This is a genomic window from Allobosea sp. P5_A5, assembly GCF_056400625.1.
On the sequence record NZ_JBFUKY010000014.1, the window covers coordinates 16,377 to 39,763 of the forward strand.

Below are 23,387 nucleotides of genomic sequence, written 5' to 3' on the forward strand. Positions count from 1 at the left end.
CTTCATTCCTCGTGACTTATCGGCTTGTCGGGTTTTCGATCCGCATTGGCGGAGGGTTTCTGCTTTCGGGCAGCTCGCGGGCGCTTTGCGGGAGCGGCGATCTGGGTGCTTAGCCAGCGCAAACCGGCAGTCTCGTCGCGATCGGCCAGAGCTTCGGCATCGGCTTCGAGGGCCAGATGCATCAGGCAGTCGCCGCGTGCCGCATGCCCTCGGCCGCGCGTGCAGACCACGATGCCCGCTGCAGCGAAGGTGACGGGCACCGGCGTCGCGAAAGGACGCGTAAGGTCGTGGATATGCCCGGCGAGATCGCCTGCCGCCACCACCTCGCCGAGTTGCACTACGGGCTCGAAGACGCCATCGGTCAGGGCATAGACGAAATCCTCCTCGCGCTGGTTCAGGATCATGCGCCTCGCGCCGGCCGCCGGAGCCGGCCCTGCGACCATGCCCGCCCAGACGAGCAGGCGCATGATGCCCGCTATGATGCTCTCGACAGGGGTCGGGCCGCCGATCTCCGTGCCGATCCGCGTCGCACCCGCCCGGCGCGCGGCGCCGGAGGTACTGCGGTCCTCGAAGCTGCGGAAACGCAACAGGTTCTCGGCGCCGAAGGCCTGCGCCATGGCGAGCCGCCGCGCGCGCACCTCCGGATCGGGATGATCGACCAGGGTGGCGCTGGGCAGGTAGCGGAGCGACTGACCGTCGCTGTGCAGGTCGAGCACGAGATCCGACAGCGGCATCAGGTGACGCTCGATATAATCGGCGATCATGCTGGTCGGCGTGCCGAAGACATCGCCGGGGAACGACTTGTTCAGGTTGCGGCCGTCGATCGGCGAATGCCGCGTGCCGGCCATCGCCGCCGGCAGGTTCGCCATGGTCATGGCGATGACGCGCCCGTTCATGGCGTCGGGATCCAGCGACCTCAGCAGCCGTGCCACGGCGATCTGCGTGTCGATCTCGTCGCCGAAGACACCGGCCAACAGCAGCAGCGTCGGCCCCGGCCGGCCGCCGACCACCGCCAGCGGCACCGGCACGAAGCCATAGGCCGAGCGATCGGACGAGTGCGGGATCTTCACGAAGCCTGCATGCCGGCCAGTGGTCGGAAGGTCTTCGGTCAGCCCGAAAATGCGATCGGCGACGACGTCTGTCACGGCAGTCGAACCACCCCTGTGCGATGCGGGAAATCCACCATGCGTCCGTTTCATGCGACAGGCTCCAATTCGCCAATTCAAGCAGACATTCCGTCGATATGACGGAGTTTTTCGGCACATTTTACAGGGCGGCTTTTGCATCGCCCAGTTGCACGTTACCTTGAGCCATCGGGTTCGCGAGAAACTCATGGCACGGGATAACGATGCGACCGACCGGCGCCTGCTGGCGCTGCTCCAGACCAATGCACGCGCTACCGTCGCCACGCTGGCGCGCAAGCTCGGTATCGCACGTACGACCGTGCAGGAGCGCATCTCTCGCATGGAGCGTAATGGCACCATCGCTGGATATTCGGTGGTCCTGCGGCGCGATCCGTTCAACCAATATGTCGAGGCCGTCGTGCTTATCGCCACGGCCCATCGCAAGGCCAGGGCGGTCATCGATCAGTTGCGGGAATTTCCAGAGATAGTCCTCTGCCAGGGCGCGAGCGGCGATTTCGAGCTGATCTGCCGCATCCGTGTGGCCCATATGGAGGACGTCCAGCCTGTCCTCGACAGCATTGGCGAGATCGCCGGCATCGAGCGACTCCGCTCAATCATGGTGCTCTCGACAGCCTTCGACCACAGCCATTCCGAACCGTCATCGCAGGCGACGAAGCAGGCCACGGCGCTCGGACGCGGCGAGTTCGGCTGAGGGACATCTCCTGACGCCGATACCTATTCGCCCTTGCAGATGCGGCAGGCCGAACTGGTGGATTTACGTTATCGGTCGTCGATGAGGTATGCGGAACCCGCGTTGGCCTCGCCAGCCGGCCGTCGATCCGACGATTAGTCCCGGCGAAATGTCGGATATCCCTTCAGGAACCATCATTCGGCCCATGGATTTCGATGCTGCGGCGCGAGATCCTGCGGCATCAACAAAAACAGGGGATCGTCAAATGCCGGACCTGCAGCCGCCTTCCCGCCGTTCCGTGATCGGCGGCGTTACTGCGACCGCCATCGCCAGTCCGGCCTATATCCGCCCGGGCTGGGCGCAGGGCAAACGCATCGTCATAGTGAATTCCGGCGGCGCCATGGGCGATGCCAAGCGCAGGGCGCTCTACGACCCCTTCACCAAGGCGACCGGCATCGAGATCGTGACCGCCTCGGGTCCTGATCTCGCGAGGATGAAGGCGCAGGTCGAGCACAAGGATGTCGAATGGGACATCACCGACCTCAACGATGCCTGGGTGCCGGCAGCTGCGCGACTGGGCCTGCTGGAGAAGATCGACGAGAGCATCGTCGACCGTGCCGGTGCCATTCCGCAGTCCAAGCACGACTATGCTGTGGGAGGCACCGTCTATGCCGCCGGCATCGCCTTTCCGACCAACCGGCTGGGCGGCAAGGCGCCGAAGACCTGGACCGAATTCTGGGACGCGAAGGGATTTCCCGGCCGGCGCGGCCTGCGCAACCGGGTGACGGACACGCTGGAGATCGCCCTGATGGGTGACGGGGTGCCGGCTTCCCAAGTCTATCCCTGCGACGTCGAGCGGGCCTTCAAGGCGCTGGAGCGCATCAAGCCTGCGGTCTCCCACTGGATCGCCCAGACGGCGCAGACCGTCTCGCTCATCCAGGGCAACGAGACGGATTTCACTTACACCTACACGACGCGCGTGAAGGATCTGCAGGCGGCCAACGTGCCGATCGACTATTCCTTCAAGCAGAACATCCTCGGCATCGGTTGGATCGGTGCGCTGAAGGGCACCAGGAACCGCGACGCGGCGATGCGCTTCCTCGCCTTCACCATGGACAAGGACCGGCAGGTCGAGCTGTCCAACCTGTCGGGCGACGCACCAACCTATGCCGATGCCTTGGCGAAAGTCGATCCGGCGACGCGGAAATGGCTCCCGAACATCGCGGACCCCGATAATCTCTTCGTCAATGCGGTCTGGTGGGACAGCCGGATCGAGGAGCTCAACACCCGCTTCAAGGAATGGCTGCTGACCTGACCCACTGAGGGTCGAAGTCCTTGAGATGACCGCACGGCGCGTGGCGAACTCCTTTGCGGAGCGCTTGCGCCGCCGGCGCGGCAGGTGATCGGTCGAGGTCCTCAAATGCAGTTGCGCACAATCAGGGCGCATTTCCGCGAAGCGGCCTATGCGATGCCGGCGGCGCTGTTTATGGCGCTGATCTTCGCCCTCCCGCTGTTCAGCGTCCTGCAGCAGAGCCTGCAGCAGGAGAACGGCGGCGGGCTGACATTCCAGGCCTATGCCAAGATCTTCACGACGCCGCTGTTCCTGCGCGTCGCCTATACGACGCTCGAGGTCAGCGTCAGCGCGACCGTCTTCTCGCTGCTGCTGGCTTACCCGATCGCCTATTTCTTGGCGAAGCAGTCGCCACGGCGGCGCGCGCTATACATGATCCTCGTGCTGGTGCCGTTCTGGACGAGCTCGCTGGTCAAGAGCTTCTCCTTCATGGTGCTGCTCGGCCAGGCGGGGATCATCAACCAGATGCTCGGCGCCTTCGGCATCGCGCCGGTGAAGATGCTGTTCAACCGCTTCGGTGTGTTGGTCGGCATGAGCCATTTCCTCATTCCGTTCTTCGTCTTCCCGATCCTGACCAGCCTGCGCAGCCAGCCGCCGCAGCTCGCCAAGGCGGCCGCAATCATGGGGGCGGGAAAGCTCAGGATCTTTCTGCGTGTCACGCTGCCGCTGAGCCTGCCCGGCGTCATGGCCGGGGCCCTTCTGGTCTTCATCCTGAGCCTCGGCTTCTACATCATTCCGGCTCTTCTCGGCGGGCGGCAGGACATGATGTTCGCCAATCTCGTCGATTTCTACACCCGCGAGGCCCTGAACTGGCCGATGGCCTCGGCGGTCGCGGTGCTACTGGTCGCCGCCGCGGCGCTGGCCGCCATGCTGCTGTCGAAGGTCAGGGGCGGTTCCTCGATCCTCTCCGAGGAGGGCCACTGATGGAAACGCGCATCAGCGGCTGGCGCATCGCCTTGGGTGCCGTGGTCGCGGTCATCCTGGCCTTCCTGCTCCTGCCCAGCCTCATCACCGCCGTGATCTCCTTCGGCTCCTCCAATCAGATCGTTTTTCCGCCGACGGGGTTCTCACTGAGCCTGTTCAGGCGCTTCTTTGCCGAAGAGGGTTGGGTCGCGTCGACATGGCTGAGCTTCCGCGTCGCGATCTGGTCGACGCTGCTCTCACTGTTCCTGGGCATCCCCGCCGCCTATGCCCTGACGCGCGGCCACTTCCCCGGCCGGAAACTCCTCGCGCTTTTCCTGCTCAGCCCGGTGATGGTCCCACATGTCGCGGTCGCGCTAGCGCTCTACATCTATTTCACCGAGATCAGGCTGACGAACGGCGAACTGCGCCTCGTCTTCGCCCATGCCATCGCGACCTTGCCGTTCGTCGTTGTCACGGCGAGCGCCGGCTTGCGCCATATCGACCCGGCGCTCGAACGCGCGGCGACCGTCATGGGTGCCTCGCGCCTGACCGTGCTGTGGCGCGTGACGCTGCCGCTGCTTACCCCCTCGATCATAGCGAGCGGCCTCTTCGCCTTCCTGATCTCGTTCGACGAGGTGGTGATCTCCTGGTTCGTCGCCAGGGCCGGCGACACCACGCTGCCGATCAAGATGTTCTCCTCGATCCAGTTCGAGGTCTCTCCGGTCCTGGCCGCGATCTCGACGATGCTGACGGCGCTCTCGATCGTCGTCTGCGTCATCGTCGCCACCGTTCAGAAGGAAGCGCGCAGTGGTTGACAAAAGCGGAGCCAAAGCCGCGATGATCGAGATCGGCGGCCTGCGCAAGGATTACGGTTCCGTCGTCGCCCTGCACGACACCGAGCTGTCCGTCCCGACGGGCGAGTTCCTGACCCTGCTCGGCCCCTCGGGCTCAGGCAAGACCACACTGCTCAACCTGATCGCGGGAATGGCCGCACCGACGCGCGGCCGCATCGTCATCAACGGCCGCGACGTTACCGACGTGCCGGCTGAGAAGCGCGGCCTCGGCATGGTCTTCCAGAACTACGCGCTGATGCCGCATATGACGGTGTCTGAGAACATCGCGTTCCCGCTGGAGATCAGGAAGGTACCGCGCGCGAGATTCGCCGGCGGGTCGCCGAGGTGCTGGAGCTCGTGCGTCTGCCGCATGTCGGGCATCGCAAGCCGAAAGAGCTCTCGGGCGGTCAACAGCAGCGCATCTCGATCGCCCGCTGCATCGTCTACAAGCCGGATCTCATCCTGATGGACGAGCCGCTCGGTGCCCTCGACAAAAAGTTGCGCGAGCAGATGCAGCTTGAGATCCGGCGCATCCACACCGAGCTTGGCATCACCATGCTCTATGTGACGCACGATCAGGAGGAGGCGCTCAACATGTCCGACCGGATCATGCTGATGAACGCCGGCCGGGTCGAGCAGATCGGCACGCCCGACCAGCTCTACTTCGAGCCGCGCACGCAGTTCGCCGCCGACTTCATCGGCGCCTCGACGCTCCTCGACGCCACCGTCGCCGAGATCGGCGACCCTGCCGTCCTGCGGCTGTCCGCGAGCGAGAGCTGCCGCGTCAGGCTCCACAGCCCCGCTCCGGCCGGAACGACGGGCAAGCTGCTGCTCAGGCCCGAAGCGTTGCGTCTCGTCCAGAACGGGCAAGTGGGGCAGGGGCACAACGTCCTCCAAGGCCATCTCGACAATACCCTCGTCACCGGCGCGACCTCGAAGCATTTCGTCACCCTGGACAACGGCGCGACCCTCGCCGTCCAGGAACTCACCGACCCCTCGACCACCCGCCTGGAACCCGGCCTGCGGGTCCAGGTCTCCTGGCCCCCCGGGGCGGGGCGCTTCCTCGAAAACTGATCGTCGAACGCCTAGTCCAAACCGGCGTTCTTCAGCGATGCGCTGCTTCGAGGTGCAGGCGGCTGTTCGAGGCGGCTATTCGAGCTGTTCGCCGGGCCGCACTGGACGCTGCTCGGCATCGAGGCTGCAGCCGATCTCGTGCCGGACCGGTGCAGGTTGCGCATCCACCATGTTGGTCGAGACCGCGAGCTGATCGACGAGGCCGGCCATCTGCGGGACGCCTATGGGGCGGCTCCTGGCGATTGGGTGCTGATCCGTCCGGACGGGTATGTCGGCGCGATCGTGTCCTCTGATCAGATCGCGCTACTCGCTGAGTATCTTGCTCGGTTTGGGCTCGTGTGCGGCAAGGAGTCCCGATATTGCTTGCAAATAGCACGATCGGTCGTAATATTTTTGCATGAAGGGCAGCGAAACCAAGGAGCGATTGTTGCGCATCGGGCTGGACCAGACGAGTGTCCACGGACTCGCGGGCGTGACGATCGGCCAGCTTGCCAGCGCATCGGGCCTGTCCAAAAGCGGGCTGTTCGCGCATTTCCGATCGAAAGAGCAGCTCCAGATCGATCTTCTCGACGTGATGGCTCAGCTCGGCGATCGCGTCATCGTGGAGCCGGCCATGCTGGCAGCGGAAGGCCTGCCCCGTCTCGAGGCGGTGGTGGACCTGTGGTTCGGATGGGCAAGTCGAGCCGGCCTCAGCGGCGGTTGCCCGGTGGCAGGTGCCATGTTCGAGCTGGACGACATCGACAGCGATGTTCGCGATCATGCCGCCACGATCGAAGCGCACTGGCGCGAACAACTCAGCATGTTCGTTCGGGAGGCGAGATTCCTGGGGCACCTCGCCGCCGACACGGACATCAACCAGTTCGTCTGGGAACTCTACGGGATCTATCTCAGCCATCACGTATCGAGCCGCTTCCTTCGGGATGCGGGCGCGGGTGTCCGGGCCAAGGCCGCATTCAGTGGCCTCGTCCAAAGGCATCGGCCCCCGTGCGCGTCCGCGCATCCGTCGGCGTAGCGACAGCAGATGCTTTCGACCCTCTTTGCGGGCGCGCGGGCCCGCATCCTTGCGCGATCGACATGCCAAACGCGCCGCGTCGATGCTGCCGACCTCTAACGGACGGAACTGACCCATGGAGACGTCCATCGAGGCTGATGAAGACCTTACGCTGCTCCGCAGGCTGCGCTTTGTCGCCTTCATAGAGGCGACGACGCTCCTGACGCTTTTGCTTGTCGCGGTGCCGCTCAAGCACGCCATGGGCTGCGAGATCGCGACGCGGCTCATGGGTCCGGTGCATGGGGCGGCGTTCGTCGCTTATGCGTGGTGCGTGATCGCCACGGCGAGCGGCGGCGGAGATTGGACGCGGCGCGAGCTGACGCGGTTGATCGCCGGCGCCTTCATCCCCTTTGGCGGCTTCGCAAATGCTGGCCTCCTGCGGCGCAAAGAGGCAGCCGCCGCTGCCCGCACCAGACGGAATTGATGGATTATCTCTGGCTCAAGGCGCTGCATGTCTGCGCCGCCCTGATCTTCATCGGGGGGCTCTTCGTGCAGGCGATTGGCGTCACTGCCGGCGCACGCGGGGCATCGGGGACGGTCGACCTCGTGTCCCGCTGGGATCAGCGCATCACCTTGCCGGCGATGCTCGCTGTGTGGCTTACCGGCGCCCTGGTGGCGGCTGGCGGCGCGTGGTTCTCCGATCATTGGCTATGGGCAAAGCTCGCCTTCGTGGTGGCTCTCAGCGGACTCCACGGCATCCAATCGGGGCGTCTAAGGCGATTGCGGCGAGGCGATCAGATAGATGCCAGCGGCAGCCCGTTCTTCATCCCGGGCCTTATCGCCATCTCGGTTGCCGCCATCGCGTTGCTCGCGACCGCCAAACCGTTCTAGCCACTGCAACAATCGTACGTCGCTGAGACATGTTGACAAAATTCGTAACTTTTGTCACTATGGCAATATGGTGCCCCCGATTCATGATGAGGAAATTGCTGCTCGGCGCGCGAAGATCGTCGCGTCAGCACGCTGGTGCTTTTTGAATTTCGGCTTCGCCAAGACGACATTCAACGACATCGCAAAGCGAGCTCACCTCTCGCGAACGCTCCTGTATCGCGCGTTTCGCGACAAGGAGGAGATCTTCCAGGCCGTTTTCATGGACTGGCTGCTGTCGCGGCGCGATTCCGCGCAGCACGCGGCAGTCGGCACCGGCAGCGCCTATGACCGCTTGATCGACGTGTGCCGGATGCTGGTCATCGAACCTTGGTCTGAGATGGCCGGCACGGCGATGGGCCACGATTTCCTGGATACGTGTGGGCGGATCGACCCCGACAGCGAGGCGCTCTACCGCACCGTCATCCATACATGTCTCGTCGCGATCCTGGGCGACGACGCAAGCGCCGAAGTCTTCCTGTTGGCGCTGGATGGGCTTCTTTCAGACCAACCCAAACCCGAGGTTCTCGAGCAACGGACGCGCCTGCTCGCTTCCCGCTTCGCCTCCGGATCGTTCGAAGGAGCGCCGTCATGACAGAATCGACGAATACACAGGAGCTGGTCGTCATCACCGGGGCCTCCAGTGGGATCGGAGCGGCCACGGCTCGCGAAATGGCCCGGCTTGGATATCACGTCCTCGCAGGCGTTCGCCGCGAAGATGACGCCGACGCCATCCGAAGCGCGGGGATCGAGCCGCTGATCCTCGACATAACCGATCCGGATCACGTTCGCGCGCTTGCGGATCGAGTTCATAACGACCCTCGGGGCCGGAGCATAAGGGCGCTGGTGAACAACGCCGGCATCGGGGTCAACGCGCCGGTTGAGGTCTTCGCACTCGACGCCTGGCGACGCCTGTTCGAGGTCAACTTCTTCGGACATGTCGCCGTCACCCAGGCGCTCTTGCCGGCGCTGATCCGCAGCAAAGGTCGTGTCATCAACGTCAGCTCGGTGGGCGGCCGGTTCGCTATGGCCACATATGGTCCTTATGCCGGCACGAAATTCGCCCTCGAAGCGCTCAGCGATGCACTTCGCCGGGAAGTCGCACCTTTGGGTGTCCACGTTGTCGTCATCGAGCCGGGGGCGGTAAAAACGAAGATCGCCGGTCGGGCGATCGCGACGGCCCATGACGTGGCATCGACGATGACCGCCGAACAACGCCAGCGATACGGCGAGCTGGTGCAAGCCGTCACCGCTCAGACCGAATTCGAAACCGATCGGGGCCTTTCCGCCGAGACTGCCGCGCGAACGCTCGCGACGGCGATCACCACCGCAAAGCCCCGCACGCGATACGCAATCGGCCGACAGGCCGGGTTGCTGCCTCTGTTATTGCTCCTGCCCGATCGCCTGCTCGACCGCATCTTCGCAGCCGCCTTGCGGCCCTATGCGACGGGCGGCAGCCGATCAGGCCTGGCGATGCCTGACGCCGTGCCCCCGCGCCATAGCCATATGGGGCCCAGTCAAAGCAAGCCCTCAGCGATTTGATCCGTCGGTCGCGGTGTACAGTGCGCCTGCCGGCGTAACCCCGCAATTCGAGGTCGCGGGACATCTGACGAACTTTATCGGAGGTGACCAGCATGTGCCGCCACGACGTCTCAAGTCGGCGACCGCCGAAGCCTCATGGAGAGGGTGAAACGATCCGCAGGATGCACCGAGAACGACGCTTCAAAACAAGCTCCGGCACCATCGAAATATTTGCGCATTATGCGACGCCGGCTGAACCCTGGTTTAAGCCAAGCCTGTCGGCCATCATTCGATCCATAACGATACCCTCGACCTCCTGACGGACCTCAGCGAGGGCTCGTGACTGCTTCGTTCGGCAAGATCGCGACCGACATGATGATCATGGCCTCGACCGAATTCGGAGAGGTCTACGAGCCGTTCGTGAAGGGATGAGGCGCGTCGTCGACCATGCCGCAGAAGCGCAATCCGATCTCGTCGGAGCTGATGCTTTCCGCGGCAAAAGGCGTCCGCCAGCAGGCGGGCCTTATACTGGACGCCATGATCCAGAATTTCGAGCGGGCGACCGGCCCGTGGCATGCCGAATAGCTCGCCATCCCGGAGAGCTTCGTGCTGGCCGCCGGCGACTTTCACCAAGCCAAATTTGCACTCGGTGGCCTTGTCGTCGACGAGGATCGGATGTCCCGAAACCTCGACATGACCGGCGGCCTCATCGTTGCCGAGGCCGTGATGATGGAGCTTCCACCCTATGTCGGCCGATAGGAAGCTCACGACATCGTCTACGACGCGTGCCGGGTAGCGAACGAACAAGGCGGTTCCCTGGCGGATGCACTAGCCGCCGATCCCCATCTCGCGGGAAGGATCGACCGCGCTACCATTGAGCGCCTGACATAGCCTGCCAACTATCGCGGCCTCGCCCCGCAAATGGTAGACCGGGTGCTTGCGCGCTCGGCCCGGATGGAACCGGCCAACGACTGAGCCGTGCCGCCCATCCCTGGGAATCCTTTCCGCCTGAAAGCTGCTGACAATGGCCAGAATCGACGCCGTCAAGGATTACCTGTGCTTCATCGGTCGCTGGCTCCCGCCCGGGTCCGGCGCCTATCTCGATTTGGTAGACCCGTTCCTGGCCAAGCCGCGGGTTCGCATCCCTCGCTGCGATGAGCGCGACGTCGACACTGCCGTGAGTGCGGCTCGCAGAGCGCTGGACAGCGGTGAGTGGGGACGCATGCATCCGACGCAGCGCGGCGCCATCCGGGGCCGCTTCGGCGACCTGATTGCGCGCGACGCCGATCACCTGGCAGCGATTGAGATCCAGGATAACGGCAAGCTCTATGCAGAGATGCGCGGACAGCTCGGCTGCATCCCGCAGTGGTTCCACTATTTCGGCGGCCTGGCCGACAAGATCGAGGGGACGGTTCTGCCCATCGATAACCCCGACATGTTCACTTACACGACACACGAGCCCGTTGGAGTAGTCGCGGCGATCACCCCTTGGAACTCGCCGTTGATGCTCGCGACCTGGAAGTTGGCCCAAGCCGTATCCAGTGCCGCCTGGGCTCGATCAAGATCAGCGGGTTCAGCGAGCGAACTCGTTCGCATCGTGCTTCCCTCCATGCTGGGATGCATTTTCCCTCGGCTGAGCTTGGCGCCCTAAACAAAGGTTAAGTCGGCGCCCTCATTCGGTAAAACGGCCAGAGTAAGCGGCATAGAACAATGCCGGATCGGCGCGTCACGGTAGGCTGGGACGTCGTCGCCAAACGATGCAGGAGGCTTAACGGGCCACGTGAGGCGCAATGGTTTGTCTTGTGTGCATTTCCTAAGTTCTGCTATCGGCATTCAAACAGACGTTTCAGCGCAGTGCCACTCAACACACGCACTCGCCTCCTGCTTGATATTTTTTCAATATTCTTAAACGCCGATCCGACAGGGCCAGATCACATGTCAGACGAAAACGAAGCAGTCGTCGATCTCGTGGCCGGGATTGTCTCAGCCTATGTTGCTCACAACCGGGTTCCGACTGCCGAGCTGGCGGGTTTGATCGCGAGCACTCACGCCGCGCTGACCAGTCTCGGCAAGCAGCCCGAGCCGATTGTCGAGGACAAGGCGCCGGCGGTCTCGGTCAGGAAGTCGATTACGCCTGATTTCCTGATCTGCCTGGAGGACGGCAAGAAGTTTAAATCGCTGAAGCGACATCTGCGCACGGCCTACGACATGAGCCCGGAGGCCTACCGCTCGAAGTGGGGCCTGCCTGCCGATTACCCGATGGTCGCACCGGCATACGCCGAAGCCCGCTCGCAACTCGCCAAGAAGATGGGCCTAGGCAATCAGCGTAGGAAGCCTGCAACGGTCACACAGGCTAAGCGGGCTCCTCGGGCTACGAAGTCAAGCTGACGGGTTAAGGCGATGCTTCAGCGCAGGAAGCCTTCGGCCTCGAACGCTTCCCAGCCCTCCAGGGCATCGCTTTTCGCCGCTGCATCATCCGATGCAGCCTTCCGTGCAGCGGCGCGCTGGATTGCAGCCTTTCCGGCTGCCCGCTTACGATTTTCCGCTGCAGTCTGCGCATCCTCTTCCCGCCACAACTCTGGGAAGTCGGAATCCAATAGGTCCTCGACGTGCCGGGGATCAAAGACGTGGAAGGTGACCTTTTTGGCGCGGCCACGCAGCTTGACGGTTCGAGTGCCCGCGCTCTGCAATCGCCCGTCAGCAAGCCATTTGTGACGCTCTCGCGCAGAGATCGAGAGAATATCTTCGATCTCGCTCGGCAGAAGGGGCAGCTCTGATAGGCTGGCCAGTAGCTGCTCCACGCGCGTGCAATTTGCGTCAAATGCATCTGCATCGGCCTCCGGCATCGAGAGAACGATACGGCCAGCCTCGACAGTGATTTGCTTGCGATGCGCCCAAACGAGCTTTCTGCGAAGCTCTCGCTCGATGCCCTTCGCTCTGACGGCAGAACCCAGCGTCACCGATGATGGCAGCGGCCATTCGTGTCGGAGGTAAACGATTGCTGTCGCAATATCCTTCTTGGGCATAGCTGGGCTTCGCAGGGCGGATTCATGACGGCAACGTCGCTAGACCGCCGCCGTTCCAAAGACAGTTTCATTGGATTAGCCAACGACGAGATACCCTCGGCCCCGATCGAGAAGATGAGGAATGCGTTTGAACTGCTCTTTCACGCTGGCCGGAACCTTCATGCTCTTGGTAGTCATGCTGTGCTGCGGGTGGAATCAGATGCCTGGCGATAGGCCGGGCAGTTGGTCGAGATTGCGCGAGCAGCTTCGGTCTGATGACTTTAACGACGTGAGCAGTTCGCTTCCGGTTCACTAGCGCAGATTGCCGCCTCGTATAGGGTTACCTAGCGCCAACTCGGCTCCGAGCCGTTAGCGCTCGATTCACGATCCAACCGTTATATGGACCGTCAGGGTATGACGGCCCCTTCGTCGCCAGCTCTGTCCTGTACGTGGCGAGGACTTCGCGATGTTCCTTCGATCAAGACGCGTTCCCGTCGTTCTACAGATGGAGATCACCGAATGCGGTGTGGCGTGCCTCGCCATGGTCATGGCCTCCTTTGGGCGCCATGAGAAGCTCGATACGGTGAGAGACTCGTGCGGTACTTCGCGAGATGGCACATCGGCGGCGGCTCTGCTGGAGGCGGGGAAAGTCTTTGGATTAGTCGGCGATGCATTTAGACGCGAGCCTGAGAGCCTTGGTGACCTGCCTCTCCCGCAGGTTCTGTTTTGGAATTTCGACCATTTCGTCGTCCTGGAAAAGATCGACCGCGACGGTTTCGTCATCGTCGATCCCGCGATCGGCAGACGCCGCCTGACATCGACAGAATTCGACAGGGGCTTCACGGGCATCACGCTCTCCTTCGCCCCAGGCAGCGGCTTCGCGCGAACGCGACCGCCGCTCGGCTTCGCCAAGCGCCTGCCCGGCATGTTGAGGGGATCGTTCGCGGGCTTGGCCGCCATCCTGGTTACGAGCGTCGTCACGGTCATGCTCGGGGTGCAGATCCCAGGGCTCACTCGCATTTTCGTCGACGACTACCTCGTCCAGGGCTATGGCGACTGGCTTGTCCCGCTGCTCGGCGGCATGCTGATCATCGGCATGATGCGCACCTTGCTCGGCGCACTCTACATGCAGGGTCTGCTTCGCCTTCAAACCAAGCTGACCGGCGTGCTGTCGGCGCAGTTTGTCTGGCGGCTGCTGCACACGCCGACAGAATTCTTTGCCGTCCGAAGCGCCGCCGAAGTCGCCGCTCGCGCAGGCCTGCCGGCCCAGCTCTCAGGCATCATCTCGGGACCGATGGCCAACGCCGCGGTCAACCTCGTGGCATTGGTCACCTATTCGGCCGTCATGATCGTCTACAGCCCTCTTCTGGCCAGCGTCGTGCTCGCCTGTTCGGCGCTCAATCTCGTCCTTTTCGCGGCGAGCCAGCGCCGCATCCGGGAGGGCGCAAACCTGACGCAGATGACCGGCAGCGAGGCGCATGCCGTCACGATCAAGAGCGTCGCGCTGCTCGAGCAGGCGCGCGCAACGGGATCGGAGGCGATTTTGTTCGGCCGCATCATGAATGCACATATCCGCCACCTCAACGCCGAGCAGCAAGCCGGTGGGCTGCTCCGCATCGTCGGCGCGTTCACGCATGCGAACACGCAATTCGTTTCGCTGGCTGTTCTCGGCGTCGGCGCCCTCCAGGTTATCATGACGGACATGACGCTGGGCGTCCTCATGGCGATGCTCATGCTGGCCGAGCTTTTCGCCGGAGCGCTCGGCGTGCTGGCTGGCGCCGGAAATGCGCTCGGACAAGCCAACAGCGCGCTGGACCGGCTTGGAGACCTGCTCGACAGGCAGGCGCCGGACGAGCCGAACGAAGCGGTGCGACCGCTTAGTGACGGACGGCTCGCCTGCCGCGAGCTCTCCTTCGAGCACTCTGCCTCCTGCCGCCTGTTCGACACCGTCAGTCTCTCGATCGCTGCTCATGAGTGCGTCGCGATCTCCGGCCCATCCGGCTCCGGCAAGAGCACGATGGCGCGGCTGCTGGCGGGACTGACAACACCGTCGAGCGGCGCCGTCTCTGCCGGAACCACCGCAGGAGATAGGCCGCCGGAAGCGGTCTGCGGCATCGCGCTGATCGATCAGGATCCTTTTTTTCCCGGCGGCACGCTGAAGGCGGCCCTGACGGTTTGGGATCACCAGGTTCAGCCTGGCGCCATCGCGGCGGCGCTTCGGGATGCCGAGATCGCGGATGTCGTCGGGGCCCGTCCCGGCGGCCTGGAAGGCCGCATCGCTGAAGGAGGCCAGGATTTCTCTGGCGGAGAGCGGCAGCGTCTGGCCATCGCGCGTGCGCTCATCCAGAATCCCCGGATCATGGTTCTCGACGACGCCACGAGCGGGATCGACGAGGCGACTGAAGCCCGGCTTCTCGACAATCTCAGGCGGCGCGGCGTCACGCTCGTCCTGATCACGAACCGGGCCAGCGTCCTCAACCACGTCGATCGCATCTGGGCGATCCACGACCACAGCCTGATCCCGCTGGCCAGGGAGGACCTGGCTCAGGTTCGCACCGCACGGCTCGGCGACCGCATGAAGTTGGCGAAGGCGTCATGACCATGAATCGCGATGTTTCGGAATGGGCTCTCGCCGCCGGCGAGCTGAGGGCCCTGCCGGATTGCTACACGACGCTCGCCGACGCCGAAGCCGACATCTACCTGTGGCTGGACGAGGCGACGCCGCCACGCTTCCTGACCGCAATCCCCGTCGGAACCTGCCTGCCGCCGGCATCGCAGACCACGACCCCGCTACTGGTGAAGACGAGAGATTCAGCCAGGCTGATCGCATCCGCCTCCCCGGAGGGCGCGCGGGCCTGGCTGACGGCGCTCGCGGGACGATCGCGCATGCCAATCCCGGAGGCCGAAGAGCTGTCGCCCGATGCGTTCATCCGCCTTTCCGAGACCTTGCTCGATCGGATTACGGTCGAAATCGTCGAAGCCAACGAACGGTATGACAAGAGCGGGCAGGCCCAGGACAACGCCCATCGTGCGCGCTTCTCCGAGACTCTCGCCGATTTCGGCCGCCTCCTTGAGGGGCGTTTCCGCCGTAACCCGGACGGCGTCGCGCCCACGGGGCTGGTCAAGGCAGCCCAAGCGTTCGGCATCAGGGCCGGCATCGCCAATCCGGTCGTCCCCGAGCTCGGCGAGGACACCGCCGCAGACTACGTCGACCGCTTGTGTTCGGCGAACCGGTTACGGCTTCGCCAGATCGACAAGCGGCACGGTGTTCCCAACGGTGAAGATGTCATCCTCGGCTTCAAGAGTGATGGCGCGCCTGTCCTGCTGACCCGCAGCAGCTTCGGCCGCATGGATATTGAGGAATTCGCAAGCAGGCCGAACCGCCGCCAGCTGCGGAGCGAGGACTGGGACGCGCTGCAGCAGCAGCTCTTCACGGCGCACAGAACGCTGACCGAGGACAAGCCCTCGATGTCCTCGCTGATCCGGTTCGGCCTCGCCGATTTGCGCGGGGACATGGCGGTCATGGCGGTCTGCGGCCTCCTCGGCAGTGGCCTGGGCATGCTCCAGCCGCTGCTCTCGGCCCAGATCGCGAATATCGGCGTGCATAGCGGCGACCTCGTCTTTCTCGGCGAGATCATGGCCGTGCTCCTGACCGTGCTGGCGGCGATACTCGTTTTCACTATCATCCAGCAGTTGCTGGAGTTGAGGTTTCAAGGCCGCGCCAGCCTGATGCTGCACGCCGCCATGGTCGACCGCCTGCTGCGCCTGCCGCCCGACACGCTCAGGGCTTCCACCAGCCTGATCCTCGCGACGCAGATGGAAACGGTCGACAAGCTGCGCCGATCGGTCCTCTCCTTTGGGGCGGCCGCCTTTCTGGCGTTGGCGAACGGGCTCACCGCGGCCATCCTCGTTGCCGGCATCTCGCCGATGGCCGGGCTGGTCGGCATCGGTCTGGTTCTCGCGCTGGTCGTCGGCACGGCGCTCATCGGCTGGATGCAGTTCAAGGCGATCTATGAAGGCGAGCGGATGGACGTGGTCGTCCTGGCGTTTTCCTACGACCTGATTCGCCTCGTCCCAGTGATCCGCAACCTGCGGCTGGAGCGCGCGGCCTTCACGCAATGGGGGCAGAATTTTCTCGCCTTCCAGAGTCGGATCATGCGCTCGACCCGCATCGGCAACCGCCTTGCTATCTACGAGGGCGGCTGGGAGATCTTGACGCTTGCCGCCTGCTTTACCGCCATCGCTTTCGCGAGTGCCTCCGGACGTCTCGAAGCGGGCCAGGCGATCGTCTTCGTGCTGGCGCTTTCGCGCATGCTCCACGCTGGCAAGACACTGTCGCATGCCGTCCTGGGCGCGGCGAAGCTGCTGCCGATGACAAAGCTCGCAAAGCCCTTCCTTGACCAGAATGTAGAGCCAGCCAATCTAAACAAGCCTGTGCCGCGGCTGAGCGGTGACATCCAAATGTCCGGCATCCATTTCGGCTATAACGGGCGCACGATCCTCAACGACATCGGCCTGGCAATCGCAGACGGCGAATTCGTGGGCATCACGGGCCCGTCCGGATCGGGCAAATCGACGCTGCTTCGAATGCTGGTCGGGCTGGATAAGCCGCATAGCGGGCATGTCCTGCTGGACGGACACGATCTAGCGACGCTTGATCGCCGGCAGGTCGCCAAGCATATCGCGCTTGTCATGCAGGGCGCGCAGCTCTTTCCCGGCACGATTCAGGACAATATCCGCGGCGTCACCGATATCGATATCGACCAGACTTTGCATTTCGCCGAGCTCGCTGGGCTGGCCGCCGAACTGCGCGCGATGCCGATGGGCCTGAACACGCCGGTTGGCGAAAGCGGCGTCACTCTGGCCAAGGGCCAGATCCAGCGGATCATGATCGCACGCGCACTCGCCCAGCGGCCGCGCATTATTGTCCTCGACGAAACCTTGAGCACGCTCGATGCTGCAACGCAGGATCGGATCCTGGATGTCCTCGCCGGGCTCGGCATCACCCGCATTCTCGTGTCGCATCGCCCATCCGTCCTGCTGAAAAGCGAACGCGTGGTCGTGATGCACCAGGGACGCATCACCGATGACGGCCGAGCGGCCGAGGTGATGCTGCGCCAGACCTTCCTTTCCTCGGTGGCTTGAGGCCAATCGCCATGACGACAACTTCGCTCTTTCGGCCGGAGGCGGAGCTCGCCTACAGGAACCCGACGCAGCTTGCCGCGGGGCTGCGCCTGGTTTCGCCAGGCTATGCCCTCGGCATCGCCACGGCGGCGCTGCTGACCTTTGCCGGTATTGGCGCGGCAGCCTTCGTGCAGGTGCCCGTTCATGTGAAGGGCAGCGGCGTCATTCTCAGCTCCAAGGGCGTTCTGGAGATCGCCGTGAGTGCCGCGCACGACGGACGCGTCGTCGACATTATGGTCGATGTCGGCGACAAGGTGGCGCCGGGCCAGGAGATCGCGAAGGTCACGCAACCGGGCCTTGAAAACGAGCGCAAGCTTGCGGAGTCCGAGCGGGATGCCGCCGTGCAAGATATCGCCCGCATTCGGGAGCTGCAGGACCGCGTATCGGGTCTGACGGAGAATGTCCGGCAGCAGCAGGAGAGCGGTGCACGGGAGGCAATCCGGCTGCTCGAACAACGCGCAGCGCTTCTCGAGCCGCTGGCCGAGAAGCTGGAGACGATGCGCCAGCAAGGCGCGACAACGATCGAGCGCTATCTGCAGGTGCGGGCGGAACTTGCCGAAGCCCGTGAGAGGCTCGTCAGCAAGCGCAGCGAACTGCTGGCCCTCATCGCCGATCGCAGCGAAAAGCAATCGCAATACGAGCGCGAGGTCCAGGCGATGGAATCACGCCGTGCCCAAGCCCAGCGGCAGATCGAGCGGGTCGAGGAGCGCCTTCGCAACGAGACGGTCGTGTACAGCTCGCAATTCGGCCTCGTCTCGGAGCTGAAGATGATGCCGGGCGACCTCGTCCGCTACGATACACCGATCATCAGCTTGTTGCCGGTCGACGAGAGCTACGGACGCCTGCGACCTGGGCTCGCGCGCCTGGTCGCAGCAGTCCTCGTCCCGGCACAGGACGGCAAGAAGGTTCGGCCGGGCATGCGCGTTCTCGTCGATCCGACCTCCGTACGCCGGGACGTTTATGGCGCGATCGAAGCGACCGTCATCAAGGTTTCGGATGTGGCCGCCAGCCCCGAACAGCTCCGACACATGCTGCGTAATGACAGTCTCGTTCAGAAGCTGACGGCCGACGGCCCTCCTTTTCTCGTTACCGTTGAGCTGAGCCGCACGGCTATGACGAAGACAGGGTTCGTCTGGACGACCTCGGATGGCCCCGACACGCGCATCACCTCGGGCACCCTGCTTCAGGCTGAGATTGAGACCGAGCGGGTCCCGGTCCTGCAGTTGCTTATGCCTGCGCTCAAAGAGATGCTCAGGGGGCCTCATAAGCAAGAGCGCGCTGTCTGAGGCTCGAACGGAGGGGCTCGCAGGCGATCGCAGGTGTAGAGACATCTCGATGAGGCCATCGGACTCCATCTCGATCAGCCCGAGGATGAGGCGCCTCGCAAGCTGCCGTGACCAAGCGATCCACCGCACCATTCGCGCGTGATCGGCACGGTCTTCAACGCTGCGAGACCGGCTTCTCGACGGCGACCGCACCAATTCGATAACAACGTATAACCAGCGAAACTCAGTTGTCGCAAATTAATAACAAATAATTCATACAATCTATATTGAATAAACTCTTATCGTCATAAAATATTTCGATTAACTACGTAGCTTAAACGACGATAAATAGCCGACCCGCTAAGCATCTCGTGTCTCCCACGGATGAGAACAGCGAAAGCGGCCCGCCATGCCTTCAACCAAACCCTCGGCGTCCTCTCGTTTGGACAAGGACCCCCTCCCGATAGAAGTCCTCAACGCCGTCATCGGTGGCGCCGGTGTCGCCAAGAAGAACGATATCGACGCCGAAAAGGCGGCTGCGATGACCGCCGGTGAAGAAGCCCCCATGACGAAGGCCGATTTTGCTGCCGCGGGAGGCAAGGATTTCCGGACGCTGACACCGGACGACATCAAGCAACTCAAGCTGACCGATTTTGCCATCACCGCTGCGGCGAGCATCGCCGATGGTCCGGCTTTTGCGACAACCAAGGGCGGCGAGGCCAAAAGCGAGGCAAAGATCGAGGCAGACCTCAACAAGGAGCTTCGTTCCCACACTGGCGACGTCGTGACTGGCGCCAACGCCGGCGGAATCACGGCCTCCGCCGAAAAGTCCGGTATGCTGACGAAGCCGGGTGCTGACCAGACCGCTTTCAAGGATGCAGAGTGGGACAAGACGAAGCTAGGCAGTGCCGCCGATCATCAAAACGATGCGGCCACGAAAGCCCGCGGCGCCGCTGATGGCGAGCACGGCAAGCTCAAGGACGTGGAAGGCAAGGTCAAACAGGCTTCCGAATCCCTGACGAGCGCTTCCGAGAAGGTAAGCCAGGCCAAAGACGCCGAGAAGGCCGCCAAGGATAAGGACTCTGCGGCTCGCCTGGTCGTACACGAGGCGCTTAAGAAGAATGGCTTTGAACTCAACGAGACCGAGGCGGGCAAAGCTGCAAGGAACGCCGCCGACGCTGCGCCGGGGAAGATCAAGGCGGCCGAACTTAAGCTGAGCGAAGCTAATAAGGCTGCCAAGGCCTTCAATGAAAAGGCCGATGGCAAGATTGAAGGGTTGAAGAAAGAGCAAAAGTCCGAGACCAACGGCGCCGAGCACAGAGCCAATATCCCCGGCGCGATCGCTTATCTGGAAGCCCAGAAGGAGCAGATGCAGGGGAAGGTCCAGTCCGCCGAGAAGAACCTCGTGGCTGCCAAGGCGGCTTCCGACAAGGCGGACGCAGAATACAAAGTGTTCCAGAATTCGACGGCAGCCAAGGCCGAGCACGATGCGGCGTCGAGGTCGGTAAAGTCCGCGACCTCCGACGAAACCAAGGCGAAGAAAGACCTTTCGGAGGCCGAGACCGCCAAGAACGCTCAGGCCAAGACGGCCGCCGATGCCGAGGCCCATGCCAAGGCCAAGGAGGACGAGGCCAGGAAGGGCGCCAAAGGCGCCGCAGAGAAGTCCGCCCAGAACGATCGCGAGCAGGTCAACAACCTGTTCAAGGATCAGTGGAAGGATCTTGGCGGAAAGCTGCTTCGCGATGTCGGCATCGACGTCGCGAAGAATGCAGCGAAGGCCAACAACTCCTATGTCGAAGGCCCTCCGCTCAAATCGGTTCTGGCCGGCTCCGGTCCCAAGACCGTGGATATCGACGCCTCCACCAAGGAAACGCGCGTCGGACAGGTCGTCGCGGAGGGGCAGACGGCCTACTATTCGGGCTTGGCCGGCGCCGGAGCCGAGGCGCAGATCCAGATTACGGCCGAAGCCGGAAAAATCACCGAGACCAAGAACGACGACGGCTCGGGCCAGGTGACGAAGACCTATGCCGGCGCGTCGGCCGAAGCTCATGCCTCCGCCCATGTCAGCTGGACCGGCGTTGCCGCGGAAGCCGGCGTCAAGGTCGCAGCCCATGCCGAAGCCAGCCACACCTTCAAGTCGGCCGGCGATTCCGAACTGAAGTTCTACGTGCAAGGGGACGCATCGGCCGGCGCCAAGGCCGGCGCGACGCTGGGCTTTGACGGTATCAAGCTCCAGGCTAGCGCCAAGGCAGAGGCGACTGCGAGCGCCGGTGCTACCGCGGCCACCAAGGTGATCGGCAATGTCGACGCCCAGATCGATGCCAAGGTTTATGCGACGGCCAAAGCCGAAGCGACGGCCTCTGCAGTGGTCAACTTCGATCCGAGCAAGGGCGCCGTTGGCGGTGGGATGAAAATGGGCGCGGTGCTGTCAGCCGGCGTCGGGGCGGAAACGTCGGGTAAGCTGAAGGGCGAGAGCGGCGGTTATGCCGAGGCCGGCGTGGGCGTCCATATCGGCAAGCTTGGCGTCAAGGCCGAGGTCGATGTCGGCTACAAGGACGGAGCACTCGAATTGAAGGTCGATATGGGTGCCTATCTCGGCGTCGGAACCGACATCAAGTTCAACTGCAAGGCGAACTTCGCCGACGCGGCCAAGAACGCATCCGCTGACATCAAGAGCGACAACTGGTTTACGAAGGCGAAGGGCATCATGAGCTATACCCCAGGCGGGTTTCTCGCTCGCAGCATCTTCGGTTGAACCTTCTGGACTGGTGAAAAGGCAAGCACATGGCAAACCGTTCCGATACCCCTAATACGGCCGAAATGGAGCAGCTGAAGACGAAGCTCCGGTCGGCGATCGAGCCTGCCGCCAAAGAGCTCGACGACACCTCGCGCGAGCAGATCCTGGCGCGCGCCGAGATCGAAGGCTGGTCGAAGTCGCAGGCCGACTGGCTGAACAAGTTGGCCAAGGAGCCGCTGTTCCAGGCCGTCGCCGATGGTCTGCCTGGGGCAGAGGCTCTCGAACAGGCCTATCAGCTGGCAAAGCGGCAGCTGACGGTCGGCTACTTCGACAATGCGCTGGCTGAAGGCAAGAATCGCTACACGGCTTTCCTGACGGTCATCGATTTGGAAAAACAGATCGCCGAGCGGCGCGGAGAGGAAGCGCCGAGCTACCCCGACGAGATCCTGATGGCGGCCTGCCGCTCCGTTGAACAGGCGGCCTCGGGTGGCGCTTCGAGCGAAGAGCAGATCGAGGCCGGCTATGCGACGATCCGGGGGCTCTCTTCGCCCGCGGTCAACTGAAACCACTTCGCCTGGGAGGTGCCCAGCCTCCCAGGCTCTACGAGAATGATGATGCCCATCTACGATGCACCGCCGGCCCTCGAACCTCCATCGCTTATCTTGCGCGTTCAGGCCGTGGCCCAGTCTCTCGAAAGTCTTCTCGCCGCAAAAGCACGCCAGGAAGGTTGGTCGGACTCCCAGGCGGAATGGGTCGGCAAGCTCGGAGCGGCGGAATACGCCGCCAGCGGCGGCCAGCAGCGGCCCTCTCCGGAGCTTTTCGAACAGCTCTTTAAAGTCGGTACCCGCAAGCTGACCATCGGCTACTTCAACGACGCACTGAGCCGCGGCAAGACCCGCCTGGTGGCTTTCCTCACCGTTCTTGACCTCGAGCGTCAGGTGAAGGCACGCCGCGGTGAGCAGGTGGCGGATTATCCAGACGACTGGGCGAAGTCCGCTTACGTGAAGGTCGAGGAGGCCGCCGCGCGTGGAGCCGATAGCGCCGAGCAGATCGAGGCGGGCCTCGCCGAGATCAGGAGGCAGGAGGCATCGACCGGCGCAGCCACGCGTTAGGCGCTCGCATCCTGCCCGACCTCGGGGGCGCTGCCTTGTCGGCGGCGGCCTAGCAAAGCTCGCCGCGATCGACCCCGCCGGCCTGCCGCTGGTCGCGGGCTCGCCGCGGTACGGAGTCCCGGTCGCGGGCACGTCGAAATTCATCTGCATCGGCCCGAACTATTCCGAGCACGCGGCTGAATCGAACCTGCCGACGCCGCCCGAGCCGATCGTCTTCCTCAAGGCTAATTCGGCGATCTGCGGGCCGGACGAAGACACGGTCGTGCCGCTGAATTCGACGAAGCTGGACTGGGAGATCGCGACGTCGACTTACGCTTCAGCGCCGAGAGCGAGTTGGCGTGACGCGGGGAAGCGCAAGAACTCGCGCCGAAGCTGGCGTCGCAGCCGCGACTTTTCTGACGCTCTCGGACGACGTCTGGCCGCAGGCTCAGACCACACCCCACTTCGCCGCCCGGATCAGCGTCAGCGTGTCATTGCTGGCCTCGGGGAAATCCACGGCGGTCGAGACGTTGCATGCCGACCCTTGCTCAGCCGACACCAGGGCCAGCGTGATCAGCTTCCGAGGAAACTCGAAGATGATGCAGCGACGGCAAGCGGCATGACAGCTCGCGCGTCGGCGCCGAGCGCTCGGTTGTAGGTTGCCCTCGGCTTGCAAGACATCAGACCCCA

At 63.5% G+C, this 23,387-nt stretch carries 22 protein-coding genes and 2 pseudogenes; 21 read left to right on the top strand and 3 right to left on the bottom strand.

Going from position 1 to position 23,387, the window contains the following annotated elements; translation table 11 throughout:
- Positions 1 to 2: 2 nt before the first annotated feature.
- Positions 3 to 1,145 carry a M14 family metallopeptidase gene (locus tag AC1DR6_RS20700; protein WP_476831158.1) on the bottom strand — a complete coding sequence of 381 codons (1,143 nt, stop codon included), beginning with the start codon at positions 1,143 to 1,145 and terminating at the stop codon, positions 3 to 5.
- A 187-nt stretch (positions 1,146 to 1,332) separates the two neighbouring features.
- Here AC1DR6_RS20700 and AC1DR6_RS20705 point away from each other — a divergent pair, with 187 nt between their 5' ends.
- From AC1DR6_RS20705 to AC1DR6_RS20730, 6 genes and pseudogenes are all read left to right on the top strand, one after another.
- On the top strand, positions 1,333 to 1,836 hold the full coding sequence (locus tag AC1DR6_RS20705; protein ID WP_476831159.1) for an Lrp/AsnC family transcriptional regulator: 504 nt from the start codon (positions 1,333 to 1,335) through the stop codon (positions 1,834 to 1,836).
- 244 nt (positions 1,837 to 2,080) lie between these two features.
- Entirely contained in the window at positions 2,081 to 3,130 is a 1,050-nt protein-coding gene (locus tag AC1DR6_RS20710) for an ABC transporter substrate-binding protein (protein ID WP_476831160.1), read from the top strand.
- A 105-nt stretch (positions 3,131 to 3,235) separates the two neighbouring features.
- A complete protein-coding gene (locus tag AC1DR6_RS20715; RefSeq protein WP_476831161.1) occupies positions 3,236 to 4,090 on the top strand; it encodes an ABC transporter permease in 855 nt (284 codons plus the stop codon).
- Complete coding sequence (locus AC1DR6_RS20720; RefSeq protein WP_476831162.1) at positions 4,090 to 4,884, top strand: ABC transporter permease; 795 nt, start codon at positions 4,090 to 4,092, stop codon at positions 4,882 to 4,884. The genes AC1DR6_RS20715 and AC1DR6_RS20720 overlap by 1 nt, the downstream gene beginning before the upstream one ends.
- 22 nt (positions 4,885 to 4,906) lie before the next feature.
- A pseudogene (locus AC1DR6_RS20725) lies at positions 4,907 to 5,322 on the top strand (ABC transporter ATP-binding protein); the annotation flags it as partial.
- A gap of 195 nt (positions 5,323 to 5,517) precedes the next feature.
- Entirely contained in the window at positions 5,518 to 5,976 is a 459-nt protein-coding gene (locus AC1DR6_RS20730) for a TOBE domain-containing protein (RefSeq protein ID WP_476831232.1), read from the top strand.
- A gap of 75 nt (positions 5,977 to 6,051) precedes the next feature.
- On the opposite strand, the gene AC1DR6_RS20735 is transcribed toward AC1DR6_RS20730, so the two are convergent.
- Complete coding sequence (locus AC1DR6_RS20735) at positions 6,052 to 6,186, bottom strand: hypothetical protein (RefSeq protein ID WP_476831163.1); 135 nt, start codon at positions 6,184 to 6,186, stop codon at positions 6,052 to 6,054.
- 187 nt (positions 6,187 to 6,373) lie between these two features.
- Between AC1DR6_RS20735 and AC1DR6_RS20740 the strand changes: the two genes are divergently transcribed.
- From AC1DR6_RS20740 to AC1DR6_RS20775, 8 genes and pseudogenes are all read left to right on the top strand, one after another.
- Positions 6,374 to 6,988 carry a TetR/AcrR family transcriptional regulator gene (locus AC1DR6_RS20740; RefSeq protein WP_476831164.1) on the top strand — a complete coding sequence of 205 codons (615 nt, stop codon included), beginning with the start codon at positions 6,374 to 6,376 and terminating at the stop codon, positions 6,986 to 6,988.
- 115 nt (positions 6,989 to 7,103) lie between these two features.
- Positions 7,104 to 7,451, top strand: a complete 348-nt coding sequence (locus tag AC1DR6_RS20745) for a DUF3817 domain-containing protein (RefSeq protein WP_476831165.1) — start codon at positions 7,104 to 7,106, stop codon at positions 7,449 to 7,451.
- Complete coding sequence (locus AC1DR6_RS20750) at positions 7,451 to 7,858, top strand: CopD family protein (RefSeq protein ID WP_476831166.1); 408 nt, start codon at positions 7,451 to 7,453, stop codon at positions 7,856 to 7,858. Before AC1DR6_RS20745 ends, AC1DR6_RS20750 begins: the two co-directional genes overlap by 1 nt.
- A 67-nt stretch (positions 7,859 to 7,925) precedes the next feature.
- A complete protein-coding gene (locus tag AC1DR6_RS20755; RefSeq protein WP_476831167.1) occupies positions 7,926 to 8,489 on the top strand; it encodes a TetR/AcrR family transcriptional regulator in 564 nt (187 codons plus the stop codon).
- Positions 8,486 to 9,436 (top strand): SDR family oxidoreductase, encoded by a 951-nt coding sequence (locus tag AC1DR6_RS20760; RefSeq protein WP_476831168.1) that lies wholly within the window; start codon positions 8,486 to 8,488, stop codon positions 9,434 to 9,436. Before AC1DR6_RS20755 ends, AC1DR6_RS20760 begins: the two co-directional genes overlap by 4 nt.
- Positions 9,437 to 9,751: 315 nt before the next feature.
- Positions 9,752 to 10,390: pseudogene (locus tag AC1DR6_RS20765) on the top strand (lyase family protein); the annotation flags it as partial.
- A gap of 49 nt (positions 10,391 to 10,439) precedes the next feature.
- A complete protein-coding gene (locus AC1DR6_RS20770; RefSeq protein WP_476831169.1) occupies positions 10,440 to 11,066 on the top strand; it encodes an aldehyde dehydrogenase family protein in 627 nt (208 codons plus the stop codon).
- 284 nt (positions 11,067 to 11,350) lie between these two features.
- Complete coding sequence (locus tag AC1DR6_RS20775; protein WP_476831170.1) at positions 11,351 to 11,803, top strand: Ros/MucR family transcriptional regulator; 453 nt, start codon at positions 11,351 to 11,353, stop codon at positions 11,801 to 11,803.
- A 17-nt stretch (positions 11,804 to 11,820) separates the two neighbouring features.
- Here the strand turns inward: AC1DR6_RS20775 and AC1DR6_RS20780 are convergent, their stop codons facing one another.
- Positions 11,821 to 12,441 (bottom strand): hypothetical protein, encoded by a 621-nt coding sequence (locus tag AC1DR6_RS20780; protein ID WP_476831171.1) that lies wholly within the window; start codon positions 12,439 to 12,441, stop codon positions 11,821 to 11,823.
- A gap of 445 nt (positions 12,442 to 12,886) precedes the next feature.
- On the opposite strand from AC1DR6_RS20780, the gene AC1DR6_RS20785 reads away from it, so the two are divergent.
- The 7 genes from AC1DR6_RS20785 (at position 12,887) to AC1DR6_RS20815 (ending at position 23,355) form a co-directional block, all read left to right on the top strand.
- On the top strand, positions 12,887 to 15,019 hold the full coding sequence (locus AC1DR6_RS20785) for a cysteine peptidase family C39 domain-containing protein (RefSeq protein WP_476831172.1): 2,133 nt from the start codon (positions 12,887 to 12,889) through the stop codon (positions 15,017 to 15,019).
- Positions 15,016 to 17,565, top strand: coding sequence for an ATP-binding cassette domain-containing protein (locus tag AC1DR6_RS20790; protein ID WP_476831173.1), 2,550 nt, complete (start codon positions 15,016 to 15,018; stop codon positions 17,563 to 17,565). The genes AC1DR6_RS20785 and AC1DR6_RS20790 overlap by 4 nt, the downstream gene beginning before the upstream one ends.
- Positions 17,566 to 17,576: 11 nt before the next feature.
- Positions 17,577 to 18,890: an NHLP bacteriocin system secretion protein gene (locus tag AC1DR6_RS20795; RefSeq protein ID WP_476831174.1), complete on the top strand. Its 1,314-nt coding sequence runs from the start codon at positions 17,577 to 17,579 to the stop codon at positions 18,888 to 18,890.
- A gap of 388 nt (positions 18,891 to 19,278) precedes the next feature.
- Positions 19,279 to 21,624, top strand: coding sequence for a hypothetical protein (locus AC1DR6_RS20800; protein ID WP_476831175.1), 2,346 nt, complete (start codon positions 19,279 to 19,281; stop codon positions 21,622 to 21,624).
- A 29-nt stretch (positions 21,625 to 21,653) separates the two neighbouring features.
- Positions 21,654 to 22,169 carry a hypothetical protein gene (locus tag AC1DR6_RS20805; RefSeq protein WP_476831176.1) on the top strand — a complete coding sequence of 172 codons (516 nt, stop codon included), beginning with the start codon at positions 21,654 to 21,656 and terminating at the stop codon, positions 22,167 to 22,169.
- Between the two features lie 51 nt (positions 22,170 to 22,220).
- The gene (locus tag AC1DR6_RS20810; RefSeq protein ID WP_476831177.1) at positions 22,221 to 22,718 is read left to right on the top strand and encodes a hypothetical protein; all 498 of its coding nucleotides are present in this window, start codon (positions 22,221 to 22,223) and stop codon (positions 22,716 to 22,718) included.
- The gene (locus AC1DR6_RS20815) at positions 22,633 to 23,355 is read left to right on the top strand and encodes a fumarylacetoacetate hydrolase family protein (protein ID WP_476831178.1); all 723 of its coding nucleotides are present in this window, start codon (positions 22,633 to 22,635) and stop codon (positions 23,353 to 23,355) included. Before AC1DR6_RS20810 ends, AC1DR6_RS20815 begins: the two co-directional genes overlap by 86 nt.
- The last annotated feature ends 32 nt before the right edge of the window (positions 23,356 to 23,387 follow it).

Bases quoted from the DNA above. Each gene is read 5' to 3' on its own strand.
- AC1DR6_RS20795 (WP_476831174.1), top strand. From the start codon at position 17,577: ATGACGACAACTTCGCTCTTTCGGCCGGAGGCGGAGCTCGCCTACAGG.
- AC1DR6_RS20805 (WP_476831176.1), top strand. From the start codon at position 21,654: ATGGCAAACCGTTCCGATACCCCTAATACGGCCGAAATGGAGCAGCTG.
- AC1DR6_RS20705 (WP_476831159.1), top strand. From the start codon at position 1,333: ATGGCACGGGATAACGATGCGACCGACCGGCGCCTGCTGGCGCTGCTC.
- AC1DR6_RS20785 (WP_476831172.1), top strand. From the start codon at position 12,887: ATGTTCCTTCGATCAAGACGCGTTCCCGTCGTTCTACAGATGGAGATC.
- AC1DR6_RS20770 (WP_476831169.1), top strand. From the start codon at position 10,440: ATGGCCAGAATCGACGCCGTCAAGGATTACCTGTGCTTCATCGGTCGC.
- AC1DR6_RS20810 (WP_476831177.1), top strand. From the start codon at position 22,221: ATGCCCATCTACGATGCACCGCCGGCCCTCGAACCTCCATCGCTTATC.
- AC1DR6_RS20755 (WP_476831167.1), top strand. From the start codon at position 7,926: ATGGTGCCCCCGATTCATGATGAGGAAATTGCTGCTCGGCGCGCGAAG.
- AC1DR6_RS20760 (WP_476831168.1), top strand. From the start codon at position 8,486: ATGACAGAATCGACGAATACACAGGAGCTGGTCGTCATCACCGGGGCC.
- AC1DR6_RS20720 (WP_476831162.1), top strand. From the start codon at position 4,090: ATGGAAACGCGCATCAGCGGCTGGCGCATCGCCTTGGGTGCCGTGGTC.
- AC1DR6_RS20710 (WP_476831160.1), top strand. From the start codon at position 2,081: ATGCCGGACCTGCAGCCGCCTTCCCGCCGTTCCGTGATCGGCGGCGTT.
- AC1DR6_RS20745 (WP_476831165.1), top strand. From the start codon at position 7,104: ATGGAGACGTCCATCGAGGCTGATGAAGACCTTACGCTGCTCCGCAGG.
- AC1DR6_RS20790 (WP_476831173.1), top strand. From the start codon at position 15,016: ATGACCATGAATCGCGATGTTTCGGAATGGGCTCTCGCCGCCGGCGAG.
- AC1DR6_RS20750 (WP_476831166.1), top strand. From the start codon at position 7,451: ATGGATTATCTCTGGCTCAAGGCGCTGCATGTCTGCGCCGCCCTGATC.
- AC1DR6_RS20735 (WP_476831163.1), bottom strand. From the start codon at position 6,186: ATGGCCGGCCTCGTCGATCAGCTCGCGGTCTCGACCAACATGGTGGAT.
- AC1DR6_RS20775 (WP_476831170.1), top strand. From the start codon at position 11,351: ATGTCAGACGAAAACGAAGCAGTCGTCGATCTCGTGGCCGGGATTGTC.
- AC1DR6_RS20715 (WP_476831161.1), top strand. From the start codon at position 3,236: ATGCAGTTGCGCACAATCAGGGCGCATTTCCGCGAAGCGGCCTATGCG.
- AC1DR6_RS20740 (WP_476831164.1), top strand. From the start codon at position 6,374: ATGAAGGGCAGCGAAACCAAGGAGCGATTGTTGCGCATCGGGCTGGAC.
- AC1DR6_RS20780 (WP_476831171.1), bottom strand. From the start codon at position 12,441: ATGCCCAAGAAGGATATTGCGACAGCAATCGTTTACCTCCGACACGAA.
- AC1DR6_RS20800 (WP_476831175.1), top strand. From the start codon at position 19,279: ATGCCTTCAACCAAACCCTCGGCGTCCTCTCGTTTGGACAAGGACCCC.
- AC1DR6_RS20730 (WP_476831232.1), top strand. From the start codon at position 5,518: ATGAACGCCGGCCGGGTCGAGCAGATCGGCACGCCCGACCAGCTCTAC.